The sequence below is a fragment of the Kineococcus gynurae genome, from assembly GCF_042433995.1.
Classification (GTDB): domain Bacteria; phylum Actinomycetota; class Actinomycetes; order Actinomycetales; family Kineococcaceae; genus Kineococcus; species Kineococcus gynurae.
Map to the genome: position 1 here is coordinate 82,355 of NZ_JBHLUI010000012.1, position 18,426 is coordinate 100,780.

Annotated in this window: 20 protein-coding genes; 12 read left to right on the forward strand and 8 right to left on the reverse strand. The window is 73.6% G+C overall.

The annotated features are described in order from the left end of the window. Positions 1 to 36: 36 nt before the first annotated feature. Genes ACFFKU_RS16385 through ACFFKU_RS16395 form a run of 3 tightly spaced genes read right to left on the reverse strand, consistent with a single transcriptional unit; the run spans position 37 to position 1,696 of the window. On the reverse strand, positions 37 to 693 hold the full coding sequence (locus tag ACFFKU_RS16385; RefSeq protein WP_380139613.1) for a helix-turn-helix domain-containing protein: 657 nt from the start codon (positions 691 to 693) through the stop codon (positions 37 to 39). A gap of 50 nt (positions 694 to 743) precedes the next feature. After that, positions 744 to 1,265, reverse strand: a complete 522-nt coding sequence (locus ACFFKU_RS16390) for a flavin reductase family protein (RefSeq protein WP_380139615.1) — start codon at positions 1,263 to 1,265, stop codon at positions 744 to 746. Beyond that, complete coding sequence (locus tag ACFFKU_RS16395) at positions 1,265 to 1,696, reverse strand: ester cyclase (RefSeq protein WP_380139618.1); 432 nt, start codon at positions 1,694 to 1,696, stop codon at positions 1,265 to 1,267. The genes ACFFKU_RS16390 and ACFFKU_RS16395 overlap by 1 nt, the downstream gene beginning before the upstream one ends. A gap of 308 nt (positions 1,697 to 2,004) precedes the next feature. Between ACFFKU_RS16395 and ACFFKU_RS16400 the strand changes: the two genes are divergently transcribed. The 8 genes from ACFFKU_RS16400 to ACFFKU_RS16435 all read left to right on the forward strand — a co-directional run bounded on the left by ACFFKU_RS16400 (position 2,005) and on the right by ACFFKU_RS16435 (position 9,414). Further along, positions 2,005 to 2,652 (forward strand): amino acid synthesis family protein, encoded by a 648-nt coding sequence (locus tag ACFFKU_RS16400; protein WP_380139620.1) that lies wholly within the window; start codon positions 2,005 to 2,007, stop codon positions 2,650 to 2,652. Further along, positions 2,652 to 3,203, forward strand: coding sequence for an amino acid synthesis family protein (locus ACFFKU_RS16405; RefSeq protein ID WP_380139622.1), 552 nt, complete (start codon positions 2,652 to 2,654; stop codon positions 3,201 to 3,203). The genes ACFFKU_RS16400 and ACFFKU_RS16405 overlap by 1 nt, the downstream gene beginning before the upstream one ends. After that, a complete protein-coding gene (locus ACFFKU_RS16410) occupies positions 3,200 to 3,964 on the forward strand; it encodes an alpha/beta fold hydrolase (RefSeq protein ID WP_380139624.1) in 765 nt (254 codons plus the stop codon). Before ACFFKU_RS16405 ends, ACFFKU_RS16410 begins: the two co-directional genes overlap by 4 nt. Beyond that, positions 3,942 to 5,429, forward strand: a complete 1,488-nt coding sequence (locus tag ACFFKU_RS16415; protein WP_380139626.1) for an aldehyde dehydrogenase — start codon at positions 3,942 to 3,944, stop codon at positions 5,427 to 5,429. Before ACFFKU_RS16410 ends, ACFFKU_RS16415 begins: the two co-directional genes overlap by 23 nt. A 2-nt stretch (positions 5,430 to 5,431) precedes the next feature. Next, positions 5,432 to 5,641 carry a tautomerase family protein gene (locus ACFFKU_RS16420; protein ID WP_380139628.1) on the forward strand — a complete coding sequence of 70 codons (210 nt, stop codon included), beginning with the start codon at positions 5,432 to 5,434 and terminating at the stop codon, positions 5,639 to 5,641. A 40-nt stretch (positions 5,642 to 5,681) separates the two neighbouring features. Then, a complete protein-coding gene (locus ACFFKU_RS16425; protein WP_380139630.1) occupies positions 5,682 to 6,356 on the forward strand; it encodes a GntR family transcriptional regulator in 675 nt (224 codons plus the stop codon). Between the two features lie 47 nt (positions 6,357 to 6,403). Then, complete coding sequence (locus tag ACFFKU_RS16430; RefSeq protein WP_380139632.1) at positions 6,404 to 7,447, forward strand: LLM class flavin-dependent oxidoreductase; 1,044 nt, start codon at positions 6,404 to 6,406, stop codon at positions 7,445 to 7,447. Positions 7,448 to 7,773: 326 nt separating this feature from the next. Next, a complete protein-coding gene (locus ACFFKU_RS16435; RefSeq protein WP_380139633.1) occupies positions 7,774 to 9,414 on the forward strand; it encodes a BCCT family transporter in 1,641 nt (546 codons plus the stop codon). 84 nt (positions 9,415 to 9,498) lie between these two features. Here the strand turns inward: ACFFKU_RS16435 and ACFFKU_RS16440 are convergent, their stop codons facing one another. Further along, positions 9,499 to 10,422: a CPBP family intramembrane glutamic endopeptidase gene (locus tag ACFFKU_RS16440; RefSeq protein WP_380139635.1), complete on the reverse strand. Its 924-nt coding sequence runs from the start codon at positions 10,420 to 10,422 to the stop codon at positions 9,499 to 9,501. 76 nt (positions 10,423 to 10,498) lie between these two features. Here ACFFKU_RS16440 and ACFFKU_RS16445 point away from each other — a divergent pair, with 76 nt between their 5' ends. After that, complete coding sequence (locus ACFFKU_RS16445; RefSeq protein ID WP_380139637.1) at positions 10,499 to 12,031, forward strand: FAD-binding oxidoreductase; 1,533 nt, start codon at positions 10,499 to 10,501, stop codon at positions 12,029 to 12,031. Positions 12,032 to 12,192: 161 nt separating this feature from the next. On the opposite strand, the gene ACFFKU_RS16450 is transcribed toward ACFFKU_RS16445, so the two are convergent. Further along, complete coding sequence (locus tag ACFFKU_RS16450; RefSeq protein ID WP_380139639.1) at positions 12,193 to 12,339, reverse strand: antitoxin; 147 nt, start codon at positions 12,337 to 12,339, stop codon at positions 12,193 to 12,195. A 172-nt stretch (positions 12,340 to 12,511) separates the two neighbouring features. Here ACFFKU_RS16450 and ACFFKU_RS16455 point away from each other — a divergent pair, with 172 nt between their 5' ends. Further along, positions 12,512 to 14,125 (forward strand): cell wall-binding repeat-containing protein, encoded by a 1,614-nt coding sequence (locus ACFFKU_RS16455; protein WP_380139640.1) that lies wholly within the window; start codon positions 12,512 to 12,514, stop codon positions 14,123 to 14,125. A gap of 8 nt (positions 14,126 to 14,133) precedes the next feature. Here ACFFKU_RS16455 and ACFFKU_RS16460 read toward each other — a convergent pair whose 3' ends face one another. After that, the gene (locus ACFFKU_RS16460; RefSeq protein ID WP_380139642.1) at positions 14,134 to 14,571 is read right to left on the reverse strand and encodes a VOC family protein; all 438 of its coding nucleotides are present in this window, start codon (positions 14,569 to 14,571) and stop codon (positions 14,134 to 14,136) included. Continuing rightward, the gene (locus tag ACFFKU_RS16465; RefSeq protein ID WP_380139644.1) at positions 14,568 to 15,146 is read right to left on the reverse strand and encodes a DinB family protein; all 579 of its coding nucleotides are present in this window, start codon (positions 15,144 to 15,146) and stop codon (positions 14,568 to 14,570) included. The genes ACFFKU_RS16460 and ACFFKU_RS16465 overlap by 4 nt, the downstream gene beginning before the upstream one ends. A gap of 61 nt (positions 15,147 to 15,207) precedes the next feature. Here ACFFKU_RS16465 and ACFFKU_RS16470 point away from each other — a divergent pair, with 61 nt between their 5' ends. Continuing rightward, positions 15,208 to 16,185: a helix-turn-helix transcriptional regulator gene (locus ACFFKU_RS16470; protein ID WP_380139646.1), complete on the forward strand. Its 978-nt coding sequence runs from the start codon at positions 15,208 to 15,210 to the stop codon at positions 16,183 to 16,185. 26 nt (positions 16,186 to 16,211) lie between these two features. Here the strand turns inward: ACFFKU_RS16470 and ACFFKU_RS16475 are convergent, their stop codons facing one another. Next, positions 16,212 to 16,970 (reverse strand): DedA family protein, encoded by a 759-nt coding sequence (locus tag ACFFKU_RS16475; RefSeq protein ID WP_380139647.1) that lies wholly within the window; start codon positions 16,968 to 16,970, stop codon positions 16,212 to 16,214. A 347-nt stretch (positions 16,971 to 17,317) separates the two neighbouring features. On the opposite strand from ACFFKU_RS16475, the gene ACFFKU_RS16480 reads away from it, so the two are divergent. Continuing rightward, positions 17,318 to 18,394: a LacI family DNA-binding transcriptional regulator gene (locus tag ACFFKU_RS16480; RefSeq protein ID WP_380140274.1), complete on the forward strand. Its 1,077-nt coding sequence runs from the start codon at positions 17,318 to 17,320 to the stop codon at positions 18,392 to 18,394. The last annotated feature ends 32 nt before the right edge of the window (positions 18,395 to 18,426 follow it).

Genomic DNA, 18,426 nt, shown 5'->3' on the forward strand with positions numbered 1-18,426 from the left:
ATGGCAGCCGCGCGCCGGCGCCGACCCTCCGCGCGATCAGTCGCTCCGCTCGCCGTAGGCGGTGACCGCCAGGAACTTGGCCGGCAGCTCGCGCAGCTCCTCGGGGCCGTGCGGCCCCTCGCCGTCGAACTGCAGGGCGTCGCCCGGCCGCATCGTGTACCGCGCCTCGCCGTGCCCGTAGACCATCTCGCCCTCGAGCATGAAGAGCAGCTCGGTCCCGGGGTGCTGGAACAGCGGGAAGACCTCGCTGGCCTCGGTGAGGGTCACCAGGACCGCCTCCATCCGCTTGTGCGGGCCGCGCAGCGCACCGAGGAGCTCGTAGAGGTGGCCCTGCCGGGAACCGCGCCGCACGATGCGGGCGCCGTGCCCGGCGGGGACGAACACCGCCTCGCGCTCGGCGTCGACGCCGCGGAACAACGCGCTGACGGGGACCTGCAACCCGGCCGCCAACCGGGCCAGCGTGGTCAGGCTGCAGGAGGTCTGCGCGTTCTCGATCTTGGAGAGCATGGCCTTGGAGATGCCCACGCGCTCGGCCATCTCCGCGACCGAGACCCCGGCCGCGGTGCGGTAGGCCCGGACGTGGGCGGCGATGGTCCGTTCCAGGTCCCCCTCGACCGGTCCGGCCGCCTCGCGCGGGATCTCCCGGGCCGCCGACCCCGTCGCGACGGGTTCGTCCTGGTCGCCGCTGTGCATGGGCCCATCATGCCCGGCCCCCCTCGGGGGCCGGGTGCGGCCCGGGACCCTCAGAGCTCGACGAGGCGACCCCCGTCGTAGAACTTCGCGGCCTTGTAGACCATGGGCGCGACGTCGTTCACGGTCGCGTGGCGGACGCGGCCGATGAAGATGGTGTGCGTCTTGACCTGGAACCGTTCGCGGATCTCGGCCTCCAGGGTCGCGGCGGAACCGTCGATCAGGGGGGAGCCGTGCGGCCCCGGCGTCCAGGCGACCTTCGAGAACTTGTCGGGCTCCTTGGAGGCGAACACCCCGAGGACGTCCTGCTGGGCGTTGCTCAGCACGTTCACCCCGAGATGCGTCGAGCTGAACAGCGCCGGCCACGTCGAGGAACTGCGCTGCACGCAGACCATGATGATCGGCGGGTCGTAGGAGATGGAGCAGTAGGCGCTCACCGCGAGACCGCGGGCCTGCTCGCCGTCCATGGTGCTGACGACGGTGACGCCGGAGACGAACTGCTTGTTGAACCCGCGCACCAGGGCGGGGTCGGGTTCGACCCCGGGGACGACGATCGGGTCGGTGGTCTCGCTCATCAGTCGTGCCTCACGGTCTGGATGCCCAGGGCATCGAGGAGTTGGCTGGGGTCCCAGGTGACCAGTTCGCGGCGCACCCGGCCCTCGTCGTCGAGGTGGCAGAGGTTGCTGCCGTGGATGGTGACGGAGCGGCGGGTGGCCGGCACGCCCTGCAGTTCCGCCCGGTGAGTTCCCGTGCTCGTCCAGAAGACCGCCACGGTGCCGCCGTCCTCCACCACGGCGGTGACCGTGGTCGTGAGGTCGGGGAAGGCGCGTCGGGTGTCGACGATCTCGGCCTTGAACTCCGCGGCCGACAGGACCCGCTCCGACCCGTTCGTCGTGCGCTCGTAGTCGTCGGCCACGAGGTCGTCCAGCGCCTCGACCTCGCCCTCGTCCCACGCCCGTCGCCACGTCTCCCGCAGCCGGGCCTTGAGCGCTGACTCCGTCGTCATCGTTCCTCCTCCAGGGTGCGCAACCGCCCGCTTGTATGGTTCAGCGTAGAGCCGTCCGGGGAGGCCGTCAACGGGTCGGGTCCGCGCCGGCGTGCGGGTCCGCGGGCGGATCCCCCTCCGTGATGCGTTGCTGCAGAGCAGGTCGAGCCCTCGCGCCGAGACCGGTGCCGAGAAGGTGCGGCTCAGGGTCTGGACGGCAACCGGTCGGCGGGGTTACGGTCTCTACCATGCAAGCGACCGGGTCGTCCGGTCGTCAGCCCCGGTGAGCGCAGAGCAGCGCGACCACGGACCCGAGGAGAGGGCAGCCGATGCCTCCGACCGCCGCCACCGCCCCCGAGCGTCCCCGCGTGCCCGACGCGCTGGCCACCGTCCTGCGCAAGACGGTGCTGTACCGCGAGGAGGTGCTCCTGGAGAACGGGGTCGGACCCGCGCGGACCGCGCTGCGGGCCACCGCGGCCGCCGTCATCGCCAACCCGTGGGTCGGGACGCCGGCCACGACGGACCTGGCCCCGGCGGTGGCGGCCGTCGCCCCCGGGCTCGCCCGGCTGCTGACCGACCAGCTCGCCGCGGCCCTGGGCGGGGCCGAGGCCGTCGAGGCGTTCGGCAAGGCCGCCATCATCGGCACCGCCGGGGAGATCGAGCACGGGGGCGCCCTCATCCACACCCCGTACTTCGGCAACCTCATGCGCGACTTCCTGCAGGGGGAGTCCATCATCTGCTTCGCCGACGCCCGGGCCGAGGCCGGGGAGTCGCTCGTGGTGCCGTTGTGGCACAAGACCCACGCGGCCACCCGCAGCCACTACCAGACCATCACCGCCCGGGTCTCCGACGCCCCCCGGGCCGACGAGATCGTCGTCATCGCCGCGGCCTCGACCGGCCCGCGCCCGCACGCCCGCATCGGCGACCGCAGCACCGACCCGGTGATCAGCGCCGACCTCCTGGAAGGAATCCTCTGATGGCAGTCCGCAAACTCGTCACCGTGGTGGAGGAGATCCACCAGGAGGGTGGCCGGGCCGTCGAGCCCGCCGCCCGCATCGCGGTCGTCGCCGCCGTCATCGACAACCCCTGGGCGGGTCAGGGTTTCGTCGAGGACCTGGCGCCGGGGATCGAGGCCACCGCCTCCGACGTCGGGGCGCTGCTGGCCCCCCGGGTGCTCGAGGCCCTCGGCGCCCCGGCCGAGGCCTACGGCAAGGCCGCCATCGTCGGCCTCGACGGCGAGGTGGAGCACGGATCGGCGCTCATCCACACGCTCAAGTTCGGCGACCACTTCCGCAGGGCGGCCTCGGCCACCACCCTGCTGCCCGCGGTGGAGAAGCGCGCCGCGGCGGGGACCGTGTTCGACATCCCGCTCAAGCACATCACCGACGCGACCATCCGCTCCCACCACCAGAGCGTCGAGGTCCGCCTCGCCGACGCCCCGCACCCCGGGGAGATCGTCGTCGCCCTCGCCGCCGCGGCCCAGGGCCGTCCGCAGCAGCGGTTGGCCCCGTTGTCCTCGGAGCAGTGAGCCCGGCCACCGGGGCCCGGCCCCCGGTCGTGCTGCTGCACGGGGTGGGCCTGGACGCCTCGATGTGGGGACCCGTGCGGGCCCTGCTCGTCGCGGACGGTTTCGAGGTGCTCACCCCCGACCTGCCCGGCCACGGCAGCAACCCGCCCGTCGCCGCCGGGACCACGCTGGCCGACCTGGCCGCAGCGGTGGCCGGGCAGGTCCCCGCGGGGGCGGTCGTCGTGGGGTTCTCCCTCGGCGCCCTGGTCGCCCAGCACCTCGCCCGGTTCCGTCCGGACCTCGTGGGCGCGCTCGTGTCGCTGAACTCGGTCTGCCGGCGCACCCCGGAGGAACGGGCCGCGGTGCTCGGCCGGCTGGCCGCCTCCGAGGCGGACTTCGCGGCCGGCGCCGAGGCGTCCCTGCGCCGCTGGTTCGAGGGCACCGCCGTCCCCGCGGCGGTCGTGGCCCGGACGCGGGAGGTCCTGCTGGCCAACGACCGCGAATCCTTCCTGGCCTGCTACCGCGTCTTCGCGACCGCCGACGCCGAGATCGGCCCGGAACTGCCCCGGATCGACCGGCCGGCGCTCGCCGTCACCGGTGAGCTCGACGGGGGGTCCACCCCGGAGATGACGCACCGGTTGGCCGGGGCGATCCCGGGGTGCGAGGCCGTCGTGGTGCCCGGGGCCAGGCACATGCTCCCGGTCACCGACCCCGAGCCGTTCGTCTCCATCCTGACCACCTTCGTGCGGAAGAGGAGCCATGTCGCAGCTTCGGCGAACTGAGCACCACATCGGTGGGGCCGCCCGCCCGCCCCAGGGCGGGGAGTACTTCACCAGCACCAACCCGGCCACGGGCGAGGACCTCTACGAGGCCGCCCGCGGCACCGCCGCCGACGTCGACCTCGCGGTGCGCGCGGCCCGCGACGCCTTCGAGGACCCGCGCTGGCGCGACCTCAGCCAGACGAAGCGGGGGCACCTGCTGCGCCGTCTCGGCGAACTCATCGGCGAGAACGCCGAGGAGCTCGCCCGGATGGAGACCCAGGACAACGGCAAGCTGCTGCGCGAGATGCGCGGGCAGCTCGCGGTCCTGCCGGAGTACTACCACTACTACGCGGGGCTCGCCGACAAGATCCAGGGCGACACCATCCCCACCTCCGACCGCCGGGTCCTCAACTACACCCGGCGGGAACCGCTGGGGGTCGTGGGCGCCATCACCCCGTGGAACTCGCCGCTCACGCTGACCACGAGCAAGCTCGCCCCCGCCCTGTGCGCGGGCAACACCGTCGTGGTGAAACCCTCGGAGTACACCTCGGCCACCGTGCTGCGCCTGGCCGAGCTGGTCGACGAGGCCGGGTTCCCGCCGGGCGCGCTGAACGTGGTCACCGGGTTCGGGGCGGAGGCGGGGCAGGCCCTCGTCGACCACCGCGGGCTGGCCAAGATCTCCTTCACCGGCAGCACCCGCACCGGGGCGCTCATCGCGGCGAGCGCGGCCTCGCGCTTCATCGGCACGACCCTGGAACTCGGCGGGAAGTCGCCCAACATCGTCTTCGACGACGCCGACGTGGCCAACGCCGCGATGGGCGTCGTGGCCGGCATCTTCGCCGCGGCGGGGCAGACCTGCATCGCCGGCAGCCGGGTATTCGCGCACCGGTCGGTCTACGACGAGCTCCTGCAGCGCGTCGCCGACCGTGCGCGCAGCATCGTCATCGGCGACCCGCTGCTGGCCGAGACCGAGCTGGGTCCGCTGGCCTTCGCCGACCAGCGCGACAAGGTCGCCGGGTACGTCGACCTCGGCGTCAGCGAGGGGGCCACCGTCCTGACCGGGGGACGGGCCACCGACGGCGGGCTGGGGGGGTACTTCTTCGAACCCACCGTCCTGACCGACGTCGACAACTCGATGCGCGTGGTCCGTGAGGAGATCTTCGGCCCGGTGGCCGCGATCATGCCCTTCGACACCGAGGACGAGGTCGTGGCCCTGGCCAACGACACCGAGTTCGGTCTCGCCGCCGGGGTCTGGACGAGCAACCTGTCCCGGGCGCACCGGCTCGCCGACCGGCTCGAGGCCGGGACGATCTGGGTGAACACCTACCGGGCCATGTCGCCCATGTCGCCGCGGCAGGGTTTCAAGAACTCGGGCGTGGGCGTGGAGCACGGTGTGGAGAGCATCAAGGAGTACACCCGGCTCAAGAGCGTGTGGATCAACACGAGCGAGGACCCGGTGGCCGACCCCTTCATCATGAGGAGCTGACCGTGCCCCAGATCGACGTCACGCTGTCCGCCGGGCGCACCCCGGAGCAGCTCCGGGCCCTCCTGCACGAGGTCCACGCGGCCGTCGTCCGCACGGTGGCGGCGCGACCCGAGCACGTCCGGGTCGTGGTCCACGAGGTCCCCCGGACGCACTGGGCCACCGGGGACGTCACGCTGGCCGAGATGGACGCGGCCGGTCCGGCCCCGGGATGATCCGGCCGTCGTCGTGGACCGCAGCCCCGAGGAGAGCCCGATGAGCACCGACGAGACCACCGCCCGACCGACGGGGCCGGGGGCCCTGAGCCTCCTGCCCCGCCTGCGGCAGTACGTCCTGGGCGACGACTGCGTCCCCGGGACGGCCCTGTCGGAGGTGCGGCTGGCCGAGCAGTTCGAGGTGAGCCGGACCCCGGTCCGGGAGGCCCTGAAGCAGCTGCAGGTCGAGGGGCTCGTCGAGATCCGCCCCAAGGTGGGCACCTTCGTCCGACGCATCACCCGCCGCGAGATCGGCGAGATGTTCCAGGTCAAGGAGGTCCTCGAGGGTCTGGCCGCCCGCCTGCTCGCGGCGCGCGGCGACGTCGCCGAGCTGGAGCTCCTGGAGCGCAACGTCGGCCGGGCGGAGAAGGCCACCGCGGCCGGGCGGCACGACGAGTACGCCGAGCTGGTCCACGAGTTCCACCGGGTCATCGTCGAGGGCAGCGACAACCACAAGCTCGTCGAGCACTACACCAGCCTGATGAACCAACTGTCCTACCACCGCATGGTGCTGCGTTCGGTCCGCCACCCGGGCCGGCTGAACCGCTCCAGCGGGGAGCACCGCCGCATCCTCGACCTCATCGTCGAGAAGGACGGGATCGGCGCCGAGTACGCGATGCGCGACCACGTCATGGCCTCCGCCCGCGAGGTCATGACCGATTCCGCGATCACCTGAGGACCATCCGCAGAACACCCAGCAGCAGGAAAGGCACGGTCGACAGCATGAAGTTCTCCTTGTTCGTCCACATGGAGCGGTGGGACGAGACGGTCAGCCACTCCGAGCTCTTCGAGAACCTCACCGAGCTGACGCTCATGGCCGAGGCCGGTGGCTTCTCCACCGTCTGGATCGGTGAGCACCACTCGATGGAGTACACCGTCTCGCCCAACCCGATGCCGCAGCTCGCCTACCTCGCGGCGCGCACGTCGACCATCCGCCTCGGGGCCGGAACGGTGATCGCGCCGTTCTGGAACCCGATCCGGGCGGCGGGGGAGTGCGCCCTGCTCGACGTCATCAGCGGGGGGCGCGCGGAGATCGGTCTGGCCCGCGGGGCCTACCAGTTCGAGTTCGACCGGATGGCCGGGGGCATGCCGGCGTCCGACGGTGGGGAGCACCTGCGCGAGCTCGTGCCCGCCATGCGCAAGCTGTGGGCGGGGGACTACGCCCACGACGGCAAGATCTGGCAGTTCCCGACGTCGACCAGCGTCCCCAAGCCGGTGCAGCAGCCCGACCCGCCGGTCTGGATCGCGGCCCGCGACCCCGAGTCGCACAAGTTCGCCGTCGCCAACGGGTGCAACGTCATGGTCACCCCGCTGATGAAGGGCGACGAGGAGGTGGTGGCCCTGCGCGACAAGTTCGACGCCGCGTGCGCCGCCAACCCCGACGTGCCCCGCCCCCAGCTGATGGTCCTGCGGCACACCCACGTGCACCCGGCCGACCAGCCCGAGGGCTGGCGTCCGGCGGCCGAGGCGATCTCGCGCTTCTACCGGACCTTCGACGCGTGGTTCGGCAACAAGACCACGCCGAAGAACGGCTTCCTGGAGCCCAGCCCCGAGGAGAAGTTCGCGGAGCGTCCCGAGTTCGAGCTCGACTCGCTGCACCGCACGGCCATGATCGGGACCCCCGAGGAGGTCGTGGCCCGCATCCGCGCCTACCAGGAGCTCGGCGTCGACGAGTACAGCTTCTGGATCGACAACAGCATGTCCCACGAGGAGAAGAAGGCCTCCCTCGCCCTGTTCGTCGACGAGGTCGTCCCCGCCTTCCGCTGATCGCCACTCCGCACCACGTACGTCACGCCACACCAGCACGCCACGCCGGGCCGGTCGGGGAGCACCCGACCGGCCCGGCGTCATTCATGCATACAACGTGGGTGTGGCGGCGGCTGCCGCGGGCGTGACGCCCCTGGGAAACGTGCCCGTCATCGGTTCGGAATGCGGAAACCCTTGACCAGCCCGCTCGGTGAACCTACGCTCTTACCATGCATCAGGGTCGATGCGACGGAGGCTTCCCACCCCGCTTCGCCGACCCTTGTCCTTCCGAACGCGTCCTACCGGTGGTTCCCCCCGCACCCTCCTCACAGAAGGAAGGCCTCGACATGGCCGATTCCCCGACTTCCCGGCGCAGCCTGCGCGCGTCGCGGGTGGACGTCCCCTTCGCGGACGGACCGGGCCGGCACGGCGTCGGTCCCGTCTTCTGGGCCGCGGTCGCCCTCCTGGCCGTCTTCGTCCTCTGGGCCTCGCTCGGCCCGGAGAACCTGTCCACGGTGATGACCGCCGCCAGCGGGTGGGTGACCTCGTCGGTGGGGTGGAGCTACCTCATCGTCCCGCTGGGCTGCTTCGTCTTCCTGCTCTACCTGGCCCTCACCCGCTACGGCGCCATCCGGCTGGGGCAGCCGGAGGACCGGCCCGAGTTCTCCACCTGGGCCTGGCTGGCCATGATCCTGTCGGCGGTGATGGGCGTCGGGCTCATCAGCTACGGCGTCGCCGAACCCATCTCGCACTTCGCCGCCCCGCCGCACGGCCTGGCCGAGGCGGGGACCATGGACGCCGCCGTCCTGGCCATGCAGTACAGCTTCTTCGACTGGGGTCCGCACGCCTGGTCCATCTTCGCGGTCTTCGGTCTGGCGATCGCCTGGTCGCGGCACCGCAAGGGCCGTTCCGGGCTGATCTCGCCCATGCTGCGCCCCGTGCTCGGCCCGGCGGTCGACGGGTGGTTCGGCAAGGCGATCGACGTGTTCGCGATCATCGCGACGCTGTTCGGCACCACCACCTCGCTGGGTCTCGGTTCCTCCCAGATCGACGAGGGGATGAACCGCATCTTCGGCACCCCGACCGGCGTCGGGACCCAGATCGTCGTGATCGTCGTGGTCACCGTCCTGTTCACGCTGTCGGCGCTGTCCGGCGTGCACCGCGGGGTCAAGCTGATCAGCCAGACCACCACCATCCTCGCGATCGGTCTGGCCGTCTTCGTCGTCGTGTTCGGCCCGACCGACTTCGTCTCCAACCTGTTCGTCCGGTCCGTCGGCCAGTACGGGACGGAGTTCCTCAGCACCAGCCTGACCACCCCGCTCAGCGCCGACGACATGCAGTGGATGCAGTGGTGGACCTACTTCATGATGGCGTGGTGGCTCAGCTGGGGCGCCTTCGTGGGCGTCTTCCTGGCCAAGATCTCCAAGGGGCGCACGATCCGGCAGTTCGTCGCCGGCGTCCTGGTCGTCCCGAGCCTGGTGTTCTTCGGCTGGTTCACCATCTTCGGCGGGTCCGCGATCAAGTTCGACATGGACGGTGCGGGCATCGCGGCGGCCACGACCGAGAACATCAACAACGCCTTCTTCTCGATGCTCGACAACCTGCCGTTGACCGGGATCACCTCGGCCATGGCCGTCCTGCTCGTGGCGCTGTTCTTCATCTCGGGGGCCGACGCGAACACCTACGTGCTGGGGATGCTCTCCTCCAAGGGCACGATGTTCCCCCGCCGCCCCGTCCTCATCGCCTGGGGCGCGCTCACCGGGCTCTGCGCGATCGTGCTGCTGCTGGCCGGTGGCCTGCAGGCGCTGCAGCAGGCGGCCCTCCTCTCGGCCCTGCCGTTCACGGTGATCGTGACCCTGCTGGGGATCTCCCTGCTGAAGGAGCTGCGCCACGACCCGCAGTACCAGGCCCTGCACCCGCAGGCCCCGGAGCTGGCCGCGGTCCCCGGTCCGCTCGTCGAGCCGGAGACCGTGCCCAGCAACCGCTGAGCCGCCCGCCGCACCAGGAGGCCCGCCGTCGTCCGACGGCGGGCCTCCTGCGTCGCCGGCCGGGTCCGGCGGGGAGAGTGGGGATCAGGGCGAGACGAGGAAGAACGCGTCCAGCAGGCCGGGGTTGTGCGCGTGCACCATGACCCCCCAGACGACGAGGTCGAAGAGCAGGTGCACGCAGACGACGTACCCGAGCGAGCGGGTCCGGACGAAGATCGCGGCCTGGACCAGGGCGAAGGGGAACGTGAACGCCGGTCCCCACGCCTGGTAGCCGAGCTCCCAGAGGAACGACGCGAAGACCACGGCCTGCAGCAGGTTCGCCGCCGGGAACGGGAAGTGCCGACGCAGCAGGGCGAAGCAGGTGCAGACGAAGAACAGCTCGTCCCAGATCCCGACCGCGCTCACCCCGATCCCGAGACGCACCATCAGGTCGGTCGTGGTGACGTGCGGCCAGTTCAGGTAGACGCCCGTGGTGATGAAGTACGTCGGCAGCAGCAACCAGCCGAGCACCAGCGCAGCGACCAACCACGCCTTCTGCAGCCGCGACCACCGGGAACCGCCCCGCCAGGGGAACCCGATGGCCCGGTCCCGGTAGACGAAGCGGGAGACGAGGTAGGGGACGGCGACCGCGGAGCCGAGCACCACGGTGAACCGCACCATGTCCAGGTCGCTGAGCCCGGCCTTGAGCGCGGTCGTGCTCACGATCAGCAGTCCCAGGGCGACCAGCGACAGGTCGCGCAGCAGGCTGGGCGGGCGCGGGAACCGGGAGTCGTCCACCCCCGCCGCCCGTCGTTCCGCCGTGAGGCGGTCCCGCCAGAGGTGGGCGAGCAGCAACCCGGCGGCGATGGTCGCGATGCCGATCCAGCGGGCCGGGGGCCACTCCAGCCGGACGTAGAAGAACAGCGGGGCGGCCGAGACCACCAGCAGCGCGGGCAACAACCCGATCGACCACCGGGGCGGCGCGGGGACGTCGACGTCGTGCGGGGGCGGCGCGGCGTGGGTGTCCATGCCTCATCCTGCCCGGGCCCTCCGGTCGAGGCAGGTGTGGGGCAGGTGCGGGACAGGCGTGGGGCAGGCTGGGGGCATGGTCGATGCCCGTCGTCGGACGCTGCTGCGCGGAGGTCTGCTGGCGCTGGGCGGTCTGGGGGCGGCCGCCTGCCAGGGGCCGGACGCCCCGCCCGCCGGTCCCTCGCCGAGCGCCACCGCCACGGCGACGCCGACACCGGGGTGGGACGACCTGGCCGGCGCCGTCGCCGACCTCCGCCGGCCCGGTTCACCCGGGTACGACCCGGCCGCCCTGAGCTACAACCCCCGGTTCCGCGCCCGACCCGAGGGCGTCGTGACCTGTCGCAGCGTCGCCGACGTGCAGGCCTGCGTCCGGTTCGTCGCCGAGGGCGGGGTCGCGGGGGGCGCCGGGCTGCGGTTGCGCAACGGCGGGCACTCCTACGGGGGCTGGTCGGTGGGCGAGGGACTCGTGGCCGACCTCTCCGGTCTCGACGCGGTGCGGGTCGACGCCGGGGCCGGACGGATGCGGGTGGGCGCGGGGGCGCGCCTGGTCGACGTGTACGCGGCCGCCGCGGGGGCGGGGGTGGCCCTGGGGGCGGGCTCGTGCCCCACCATAGGGATCAGCGGCCTCACCCTGGGCGGCGGGGTCGGCGTCCTGTCGCGGAGTCTCGGCCTGACCTGCGACCAGGTCGTCGCCGCGGACGTGGTGACCGCCGACGGTCGGGCCCGGACCGTCGACGCCGAGCAGGAACCGGACCTGTTCTGGGCGGTGCGCGGCGGCGGTCCGGGCATCGTGGCCGTCACCGGGTGGACCTTCGCGGTGCGTCCGGCGCCCGACGTCACGATGTTCTACCGGCGCTGGTCCTTCGACCGGGCCGCCGACGTCCTCGCCGCCTGGCAGTCGTGGATCGCCGACGCGCCGCGGGAGCTGTGGTCGACGACGAAACTGCTGGTCGACGCGGACGGACCCCGGGTCCAGGTGTCGGGGTCGTGGACCGGGTCGGCCCCGCTCGAGCAGGTCCTCGCCCCGTTGCTCACGGCCCTGCCGACCCCGACCGCGAGTTCCGCCCGGCGGTTGGGGTACGGGGCCGCGATGGCCTACGCCGCAGGGTGTTCCGGTCTCGACGCAGCCGCCTGCACCGCCCGCGCGCTCGACGCCGAGCACCGCCTCCCCTTCGCGGCCACCAGTTCCATGCTCGGGGACCCGTTGCCGGACGCGGGGATCGACGCGATGGTCGCCGCGGTCGGCGCCCTCGGCGAGACGCGACCGGCGGGCGCGGTCGAGGCGGGGATCTCCGTCGACGCCCTGGGGGGTGCGGTCGCCGACGTGGCCGCGGCCGATTCGGCGTTCCCCTGGCGCACGGCGCTCGCCACCGTGCAGCACACCGCGACCTGGACCGGCGAGCGGGACCCGGCCCCCTTCGACGCGGTGGTCACGGGGACCCGGGAGGCCCTGCGTCCGTGGGCGGGGGACTCCGCCTACGTGAACTACGCCGACGCGACCCTCCCCGACCGCGCCCGCGCCTGCTGGGGCCCGAACCTCGAGCGCCGCCGCCGGATCGTCGCCCGGGTCGACCCGGACGGCGTCCTCGCCACCCCCGCCGCCCCCTGATCCACCCCCTCGATCCACCCCCTCGATCCACCCCTCCACCCTCCCGTGATCAAGGAATCTTGCCTCCGTCCCGGACGTCCCAGCAGGCCCGGGACGCCTGGGCGGGTGGGAGGAATTCCTTGATCACGGTGGGGCGGGTCAGAGGGTGGGGAGGGGGTGGGTCAGTTGCCGATCTTGTCGTCGGCCGCCTGCTGGGCCTTGTCGACCTGCTCGGCGTGCTTGCCGCCGGTCTTGGCGTCGGCCGCGTCCCCGGCCTTCTCGATGCCGGCGTCGCTGGCCTTCTCGGTGATGTCTCCGAAGTCGGGCACGGATTCTCCTCCGTCGTGGCGGTGACGGGGCCGGGTGGCCGCGTCGGCGCCACTGTGGAACGGGACCGGGGTGAACGCATCCCGCACGACGGCTGACAGTCGGCAGCTCTCCGTGGTCGACTGGCGGCTCGGCGTGACGAGGGTGACGAGGATGACCAGGGGGAGGTCCCGGATGAGGGCACGACGCGGTCCGGTGGGGATGCTCGTCGCGGTCGGGCTGGCCGCCGCGCTGACGACGGTTCCGGTGGCTCCCGCCGCGGCGGCGGGTACGGACGTCGTCCGACTGGCCGGGGACGACCGGTACGCGACGGCGGTGGCGGTCGCCCGGGCCGGAGCGGGGACGGCGGGCCTGAGCGACCGGACCCGTCCGGTCGTGGTCGGTGGCGAGGACTTCCCCGACGCGCTGTCGGCGGTCAACCTGCTCGCCGGTGGCCGGGGCGCGGTGGTGCTCGGCCGGGAGGGGGGCCTGCCCACGGAGAGCGCCGAACTCCTCACCGACCTCGCCGACCGCCCGGCGTGGGTCCTCGGCTCGACCGACGTCCTCTCCCCGGCCCTCGCCGCGCAGGTTGCCGCCTCCCGCCCCGGTCAGGACGTGCGCCGGCTCGGTGGTGCGGACCGTTACGCCACCAACGAACTGACCGTGGCCGAGACCTACGACGCCCGGTCGGCCCCGGCCGGGACGATGCAGGGTCGCCGTACGGGGATCCTCGTCTCGGGCACGGCCTTCGCCGACGCGCTGAGCGCCGGACCGCTGGCGACGCGCGAGCGTCTGCCGCTCGTCCTCACCGCGCCGGGTGCGCTGTCCCCGAGCGCAGCGCGCTCGCTGCGGCAGGCGGGGGTGCAGCAGGTCCTGGTCGTCGGCGGGGCGCAGGCCGTACCGGACGCCGTGCTGGAGCAGGTGCGCAGCCTCGGGATGACGGTCCGCCGGGTCGCGGGCGGGGACCGGCAGGCGACGGCGGTCGCCGTGGCCGACCTGGCCCGGCAGGACTTCGGCTGGGTCCCGGGGCGGGTGCTGCTGGCCGACGGGCGACGGTTCGCCGACGCGCTCGCCGGGGCCGGTCGCGGGGGCGCGCTGGGCGCCCCCGTCCTGCTCACGGCCGGGCCGGGCGACCTCGGGACGGCGACGCGGGCCTGGTTGCGCCGCGACGGGGGTGCCCTCACCCGGGTCGAGGTCCTGGGTGGGCCGAGCAGCGTCTCGGCCGACCTGCTGGAGCAGGTCCGGGTGGCCGCGCGACCGGCCGCGGTCGAGGCGGTGACCGCGGCCGACCTGGGCGCGAGCTGGCGACCGGGGTGCCCCGTGGGCCCGGCCGACCTGCGTCGCGTGACCGTCCCCACGGTGGACCTGGCCGGTCGCGCCCGGACGGGCTCGATCGTCGTGCACGCCGACGTCGCCGCGGCCACCGTCCGCATCTTCGACGACCTGTACGTGGCCGGTTTCCCCGTCGCCTCGATGCGCCCGGTCGAGGCGTTCGGCGGGTCCGACGACGCCTCGATGGCCGCCGACAACACCTCGGCGTTCAACTGCCGCCAGGCCGTGGGCAGCACCCGGTTCTCCGAGCACTCCTACGGCACCGCGATCGATCTCAACCCCGTGGAGAACCCCTACGTCCGGGGCGCCACGGTTCTGCCCGCGGCCGGACGCGCGCACCTGGTGCGCACCCCGGCCCCGGGTCGCGTGGTCGCCGGCGACGCGACCGTGCAGACGTTCCAGCGCAACGGCTTCCGGTGGGGCGGGGCCTGGACGTCGCTCAAGGACTACCAGCACTTCTCGGTGACGGGACGCTGAACCCGGGTTCAGTCGAGGCAGAACTCGTTGCCCTCCGGGTCGCTCATCACGAGGAAACCCCCGACCAGGGGCGGATCCGGTTCGACCCGCCGCCGACGCGTCGCGCCGAGGGCGACCAGGCGCTCCGCCTCGACCTCCAGGGCGGCCATCCGGTCCTCGGGCCCGGCGTCGGGGGCGGCCCGCAGGTCGAGGTGGACCCGGTTCTTCACGCGTTTCGCCTCGGGGACGCGCTGGAAGAACAGGCGGGGACCGCGGCCGTCCGGGTCGACGACGGCGTGCGCGTCACCCTGTCGTTCCGCGGGCACCCCGAACGCGGTGAGCGCGGCGGGCCAGGACTCGAAACCCTCCGGCGGGGGTTGGACCACGTAGTCGAGGGCCGCCGCCCAGAACGTCGCCAGGGCCTCGGGATCGGCGCAGTCCACCGTGACCTGGAACTCGCGGCTCATCGCCGGACCCCTTCCCCGCGACCGTGGTGGTGGAGGTCGCGCAGCAGGCACACCTCGGCGAGGTGGTGCAGCAGCTCCCGGTGCACGAGCAGCACGAGGTGGGCGAAGGGGCGTCCGGCCAGGTCGCCCTCGGCCGGTCCGCACGGGCGGGACAACCCCTCCTCGCCGAGCGAGGCGACGCCCGCCGACCAGGCGGCCGTCGCCGCGTCGAGACGGTCCAGCGCGTCGGCGGCCCCGGTGGGGTAGTCGTAGCCCAGGTAGTCGGTGGGCGGGCCGCCGAAGTGTGCGGCGTTGCGGGCGCCGAGGACGGCGACGAGCAGGTGGCCGAGGCGCCAGGCGATCGTGGTCACCGGCTCCGGGGAGGGGGCGTCGAACGCGAAGTCGATGGTCATGGTCCCCGAGCCGCCCTGCAGCGCAGCGGTGCTCGTGCCGCGGGGGCGTACGTTCCAGCAGCCCGGGACGGGTTCCCAGAAGTACTCCTCGTCGGTGAGGCCGACGAGACGGGGGCGGACCTGACCGGTCCAGTGCTCCTCCCACTGCTCGCGGAGGAGGGCGTTGACGTCGAGGGTGCTCATGCCGTGACACTGGACCCTCATCCGGACAGGGTCGGTCCGGGTTCGGGCGGAGGATGCCGGCATGGACGCGAACGGGACGACCGAGCGGGTGCTGCGGTTGCTGTCGCTGCTGCAGCGCCGACCGTCGTGGACCGCGGCCGAGCTCGCCGCGACCCTCGGGGTCACCGAACGGTGCGTGCGCCGCGACGTCGAGCGGCTGCGCTCGCTGGGGTACCCGGTGCTGGCCCGGGTCGGCGTGGGCGGCGGGTACCGGCTGGGGGCGGGGACGAAGCTCCCGCCCCTGCTGCTCGACGACGAGGAGGCGATCGCCACCGCGGTGTCCCTGCGCCTGGCGACGGGCGGGACGGTGGTGGGGGCCGAGGACGCGGCCCTGCGGGCCATGACCAAGCTCCACCAGGTCATGCCGCCCCGGCTGCGCTCGGAGGTGCGGACGCTGCACGAGGCGACCGCTCTGCTGCCGGGGCCGGTGGCCGCGATCGACGCCGACACGCTCATGACCATCGCCCGGGCCTGCCGGGACCAGGTGCGGGTCCGCTTCGCCTACCGCGACCGCAACGGGACGCCCAGCCCGCGCACGGTCGAACCGGTCCGCATGGTGACGACGGGGCGGCGGTGGTACCTGCTGGCCTTCGACCTGGACCGCGACGACTGGCGGACCTTCCGGTTGGACCGGATGGCCGAGGTCGTCGCCTCCACCTTCCGCTCCACCCCACGCGAGCACCCCGACCCGGTCGCGCACGTGCACCGCTCGGTCTCCTCCTGGCCCGTCGTGGCCGAGGCGCGGATCCGCCTGGACGCCTCCGCGGACCACGTGCGGGCCCTCGTGCCGGTCGAGGTCGGTCGCGTCGGTCCCGACCCCGAGCATCCCGACGACCCGGGGCGCTGCCTGCTGGTCGCGGGCGTGGAGGATCCGGACTGGCTCGCGTTGCACCTGGCCCGCCTGGGCGTGCGGGCCGAGATCCTCGGACCCGAGGAGGTTCGGGCGGCGGTGGCCCGCCTCGGCGCGCGGATCAGCGCGATGGTGGGCGTCGGCGGGTGATCCCGGTCGGCCTCCGCCGGCCCGTCCTAGTGGTGGGCGTTCTCGTCGGCAGCGGTGCGGGGGGCGACCACCGCGCCGGGGTCGGCTGCGCCGGGCGGGGTGCCGTCCGGGGTGCCGCCCGGGGTCGTGCGAGCCCCTCGGCGCTCGCGCCGACGGCGGCGCAGGCGGGCCACCAGGACGGGGAGCAGGGTGAGGACGACGAGGAGCCCCAACCCGAGCTCGATGTTCTCGCGCACGAGCTCGATGCCGCCCAGGGCCCAGCCCAGCACGGTGATGCCGGCGGCCCAGAGCACCGCGCCGACGCCGGAGTAGACGAAGAACGTCCGTCGCGACATCCGGCCGGCACCGGCCGCGACGGTGATGAAGGTGCGCACCACGGGGACGAAGCGGGCCAGCACGACCGCGCGGGGGCCGTGGGTGTCGAAGAACGCGATGGTCCGGTCCAGGTGGCGACGCCGCAGGAACCGCGAGTCGGGCCGGTCCAGCAGGGCGGGGCCGATCCGCCGCCCGATCTCGTAGCCGCACACGTTGCCGGCGAACGCGGCGACCGCGAGCACCGCCGTGACCAGCCACAACGCGTGGGGGATGACCCCTTGGTGCTGCAGCAGGCCCACGGTGAAGAGCAGGGAGTCCCCGGGGAGGAAGAACCCGACCAGCAGACCGCACTCGGCGAACACGACGGCCGCCGCGCCCCACAGGGCCCACCCCCCGAACTGGGCGAGCAGGGTCGTCGGGTCGAGCAGGTCCGCCGAGGCGAGCGTGGGCAGGGCCGCGGTCAGGGTCACCGACGCACCGACCGGGGAGGACGGGCGGGGCGGGCGGGGGTGCTGGGCGACGAGCAGGGACGCGACATGACCGGCTTTCCGAACGAGGTGCGGCGCGCCTCGCGGAGGCGCCCACGGCCAGTGCAGCACACCGACAACATTGTTGCAAGGGGCAACCAACCATCCGGGTGCGAGGGCTCGCTGGCACTCCCTAGGATGACGGCGACCAGCGTCGGCCAGGCGGAACGGGGGATCGGTTCGTGCCCCACCTCGAGCACCCCGCCGGTGCGCCGGGGGGCGGGCCGACCTCCCGGACGGGACGGCACGCCGCGCGGGCCGCGGCCGACCGGGCGCCCACCGTCTACGACGTGGCCGCCGCCGCGGGCGTCTCCATCGCCACCGTGTCGCGGGTGCTCCGGACGCCCGACGCGGTGCGCGAGACCACGCGGGGCAAGGTTCTCGCGGTCGTGGCCGACCTGGGCTACGTCCCCTCCGGCAACGCGCGGGCGCTCGCGGGACGGCGCACCGGCGTCCTCGGGCTGCTGTTCCCCGGCCACGACGCCATCGACGCCGACCCGGACCCTGGGTCCGCCGGACCGGTCGTCGGTGGGGTGACCGTGCGCGACGACCGGGGGGCCCCCGTCGCCGGGGGAGGGCCCGGCAGTCCCTTCTACTTCGACGAGGTGCTGCGCGGCGCCGAGATCGAGGCCTGGCGGCAGGGGTTCGCGCTCCTGGTGGCCGCCGGTCGGGGGCCGAGCGTCGAGGTCCTGCTGAACGACGTCGCCGGCCGCGTCGACGGGCTGGCCGTGGTCGCCCGCACGGTGCCCGCCGAGCTCCTGACCCGGGTGAACCGCCGGGTGCCCGTCGTGGTCCTGGCCGACACGGTCCACCGCGACGAGTTCGACCACGTGGGCGTCGACAACGCCGAGGGGATGCGGGTCCTGGCCGGGCACGTCCTGCAGACGCTCGGGGTGCGCGACGTCGTGTACGTCGCCGGGCCGAGCGACTCCCCGGACGAGCACGAACGGTTCGAGGGTTTCCGGGCCGCGCTGGCGGCCGCCGGGCTGCCGCGGCGCGCGGTCCCCGTGCTGCGCGGGGACTTCAGCCGCGGGCGGGCCGCGGAACTGATGGCGGAACTGCTCGCCGAGCGCGTCCCGCGGGCCGTCGTCTGCGCCAACGACCAGACCGCGCTGGGAGTGCTCGACGCCACCCGGGCGCGGGGACTGTCCGTGCCCGGCGACGTCCTGGTCACCGGGTTCGACGGCATCGAGGCCACCCGGTTCAGCGACCCGCCGTTGACCACGGTGGCCCAGCCGATGGTGCAGCTCGGGCGGGCGGCGGTGCGGTCGGTGGTCGATCGTCTGTCCGGTCCGCAGACCCCGCCCCGGTCGGTGCGCCTGCCGGTCGAGGTGCTGCTGCGCGAGAGCTGCCCGCCCGCCCGCTGACCGCGGGCCGGACCAGGGAAGGCTTGCCCCGC

Coding starts and splice junctions, on each gene's coding strand:
- ACFFKU_RS16395 (WP_380139618.1), bottom strand. CDS start 1,696: ATGACGACGGAGTCAGCGCTCAAGGCCCGGCTGCGGGAGACGTGGCGA.
- ACFFKU_RS16400 (WP_380139620.1), top strand. CDS start 2,005: ATGCCTCCGACCGCCGCCACCGCCCCCGAGCGTCCCCGCGTGCCCGAC.
- ACFFKU_RS16425 (WP_380139630.1), top strand. CDS start 5,682: ATGAGCACCGACGAGACCACCGCCCGACCGACGGGGCCGGGGGCCCTG.
- ACFFKU_RS16470 (WP_380139646.1), top strand. CDS start 15,208: ATGGACGCGAACGGGACGACCGAGCGGGTGCTGCGGTTGCTGTCGCTG.
- ACFFKU_RS16390 (WP_380139615.1), bottom strand. CDS start 1,265: ATGAGCGAGACCACCGACCCGATCGTCGTCCCCGGGGTCGAACCCGAC.
- ACFFKU_RS16465 (WP_380139644.1), bottom strand. CDS start 15,146: ATGAGCACCCTCGACGTCAACGCCCTCCTCCGCGAGCAGTGGGAGGAG.
- ACFFKU_RS16415 (WP_380139626.1), top strand. CDS start 3,942: ATGTCGCAGCTTCGGCGAACTGAGCACCACATCGGTGGGGCCGCCCGC.
- ACFFKU_RS16445 (WP_380139637.1), top strand. CDS start 10,499: ATGGTCGATGCCCGTCGTCGGACGCTGCTGCGCGGAGGTCTGCTGGCG.
- ACFFKU_RS16460 (WP_380139642.1), bottom strand. CDS start 14,571: ATGAGCCGCGAGTTCCAGGTCACGGTGGACTGCGCCGATCCCGAGGCC.
- ACFFKU_RS16455 (WP_380139640.1), top strand. CDS start 12,512: ATGAGGGCACGACGCGGTCCGGTGGGGATGCTCGTCGCGGTCGGGCTG.
- ACFFKU_RS16435 (WP_380139633.1), top strand. CDS start 7,774: ATGGCCGATTCCCCGACTTCCCGGCGCAGCCTGCGCGCGTCGCGGGTG.
- ACFFKU_RS16385 (WP_380139613.1), bottom strand. CDS start 693: ATGCACAGCGGCGACCAGGACGAACCCGTCGCGACGGGGTCGGCGGCC.
- ACFFKU_RS16430 (WP_380139632.1), top strand. CDS start 6,404: ATGAAGTTCTCCTTGTTCGTCCACATGGAGCGGTGGGACGAGACGGTC.
- ACFFKU_RS16440 (WP_380139635.1), bottom strand. CDS start 10,422: ATGGACACCCACGCCGCGCCGCCCCCGCACGACGTCGACGTCCCCGCG.
- ACFFKU_RS16405 (WP_380139622.1), top strand. CDS start 2,652: ATGGCAGTCCGCAAACTCGTCACCGTGGTGGAGGAGATCCACCAGGAG.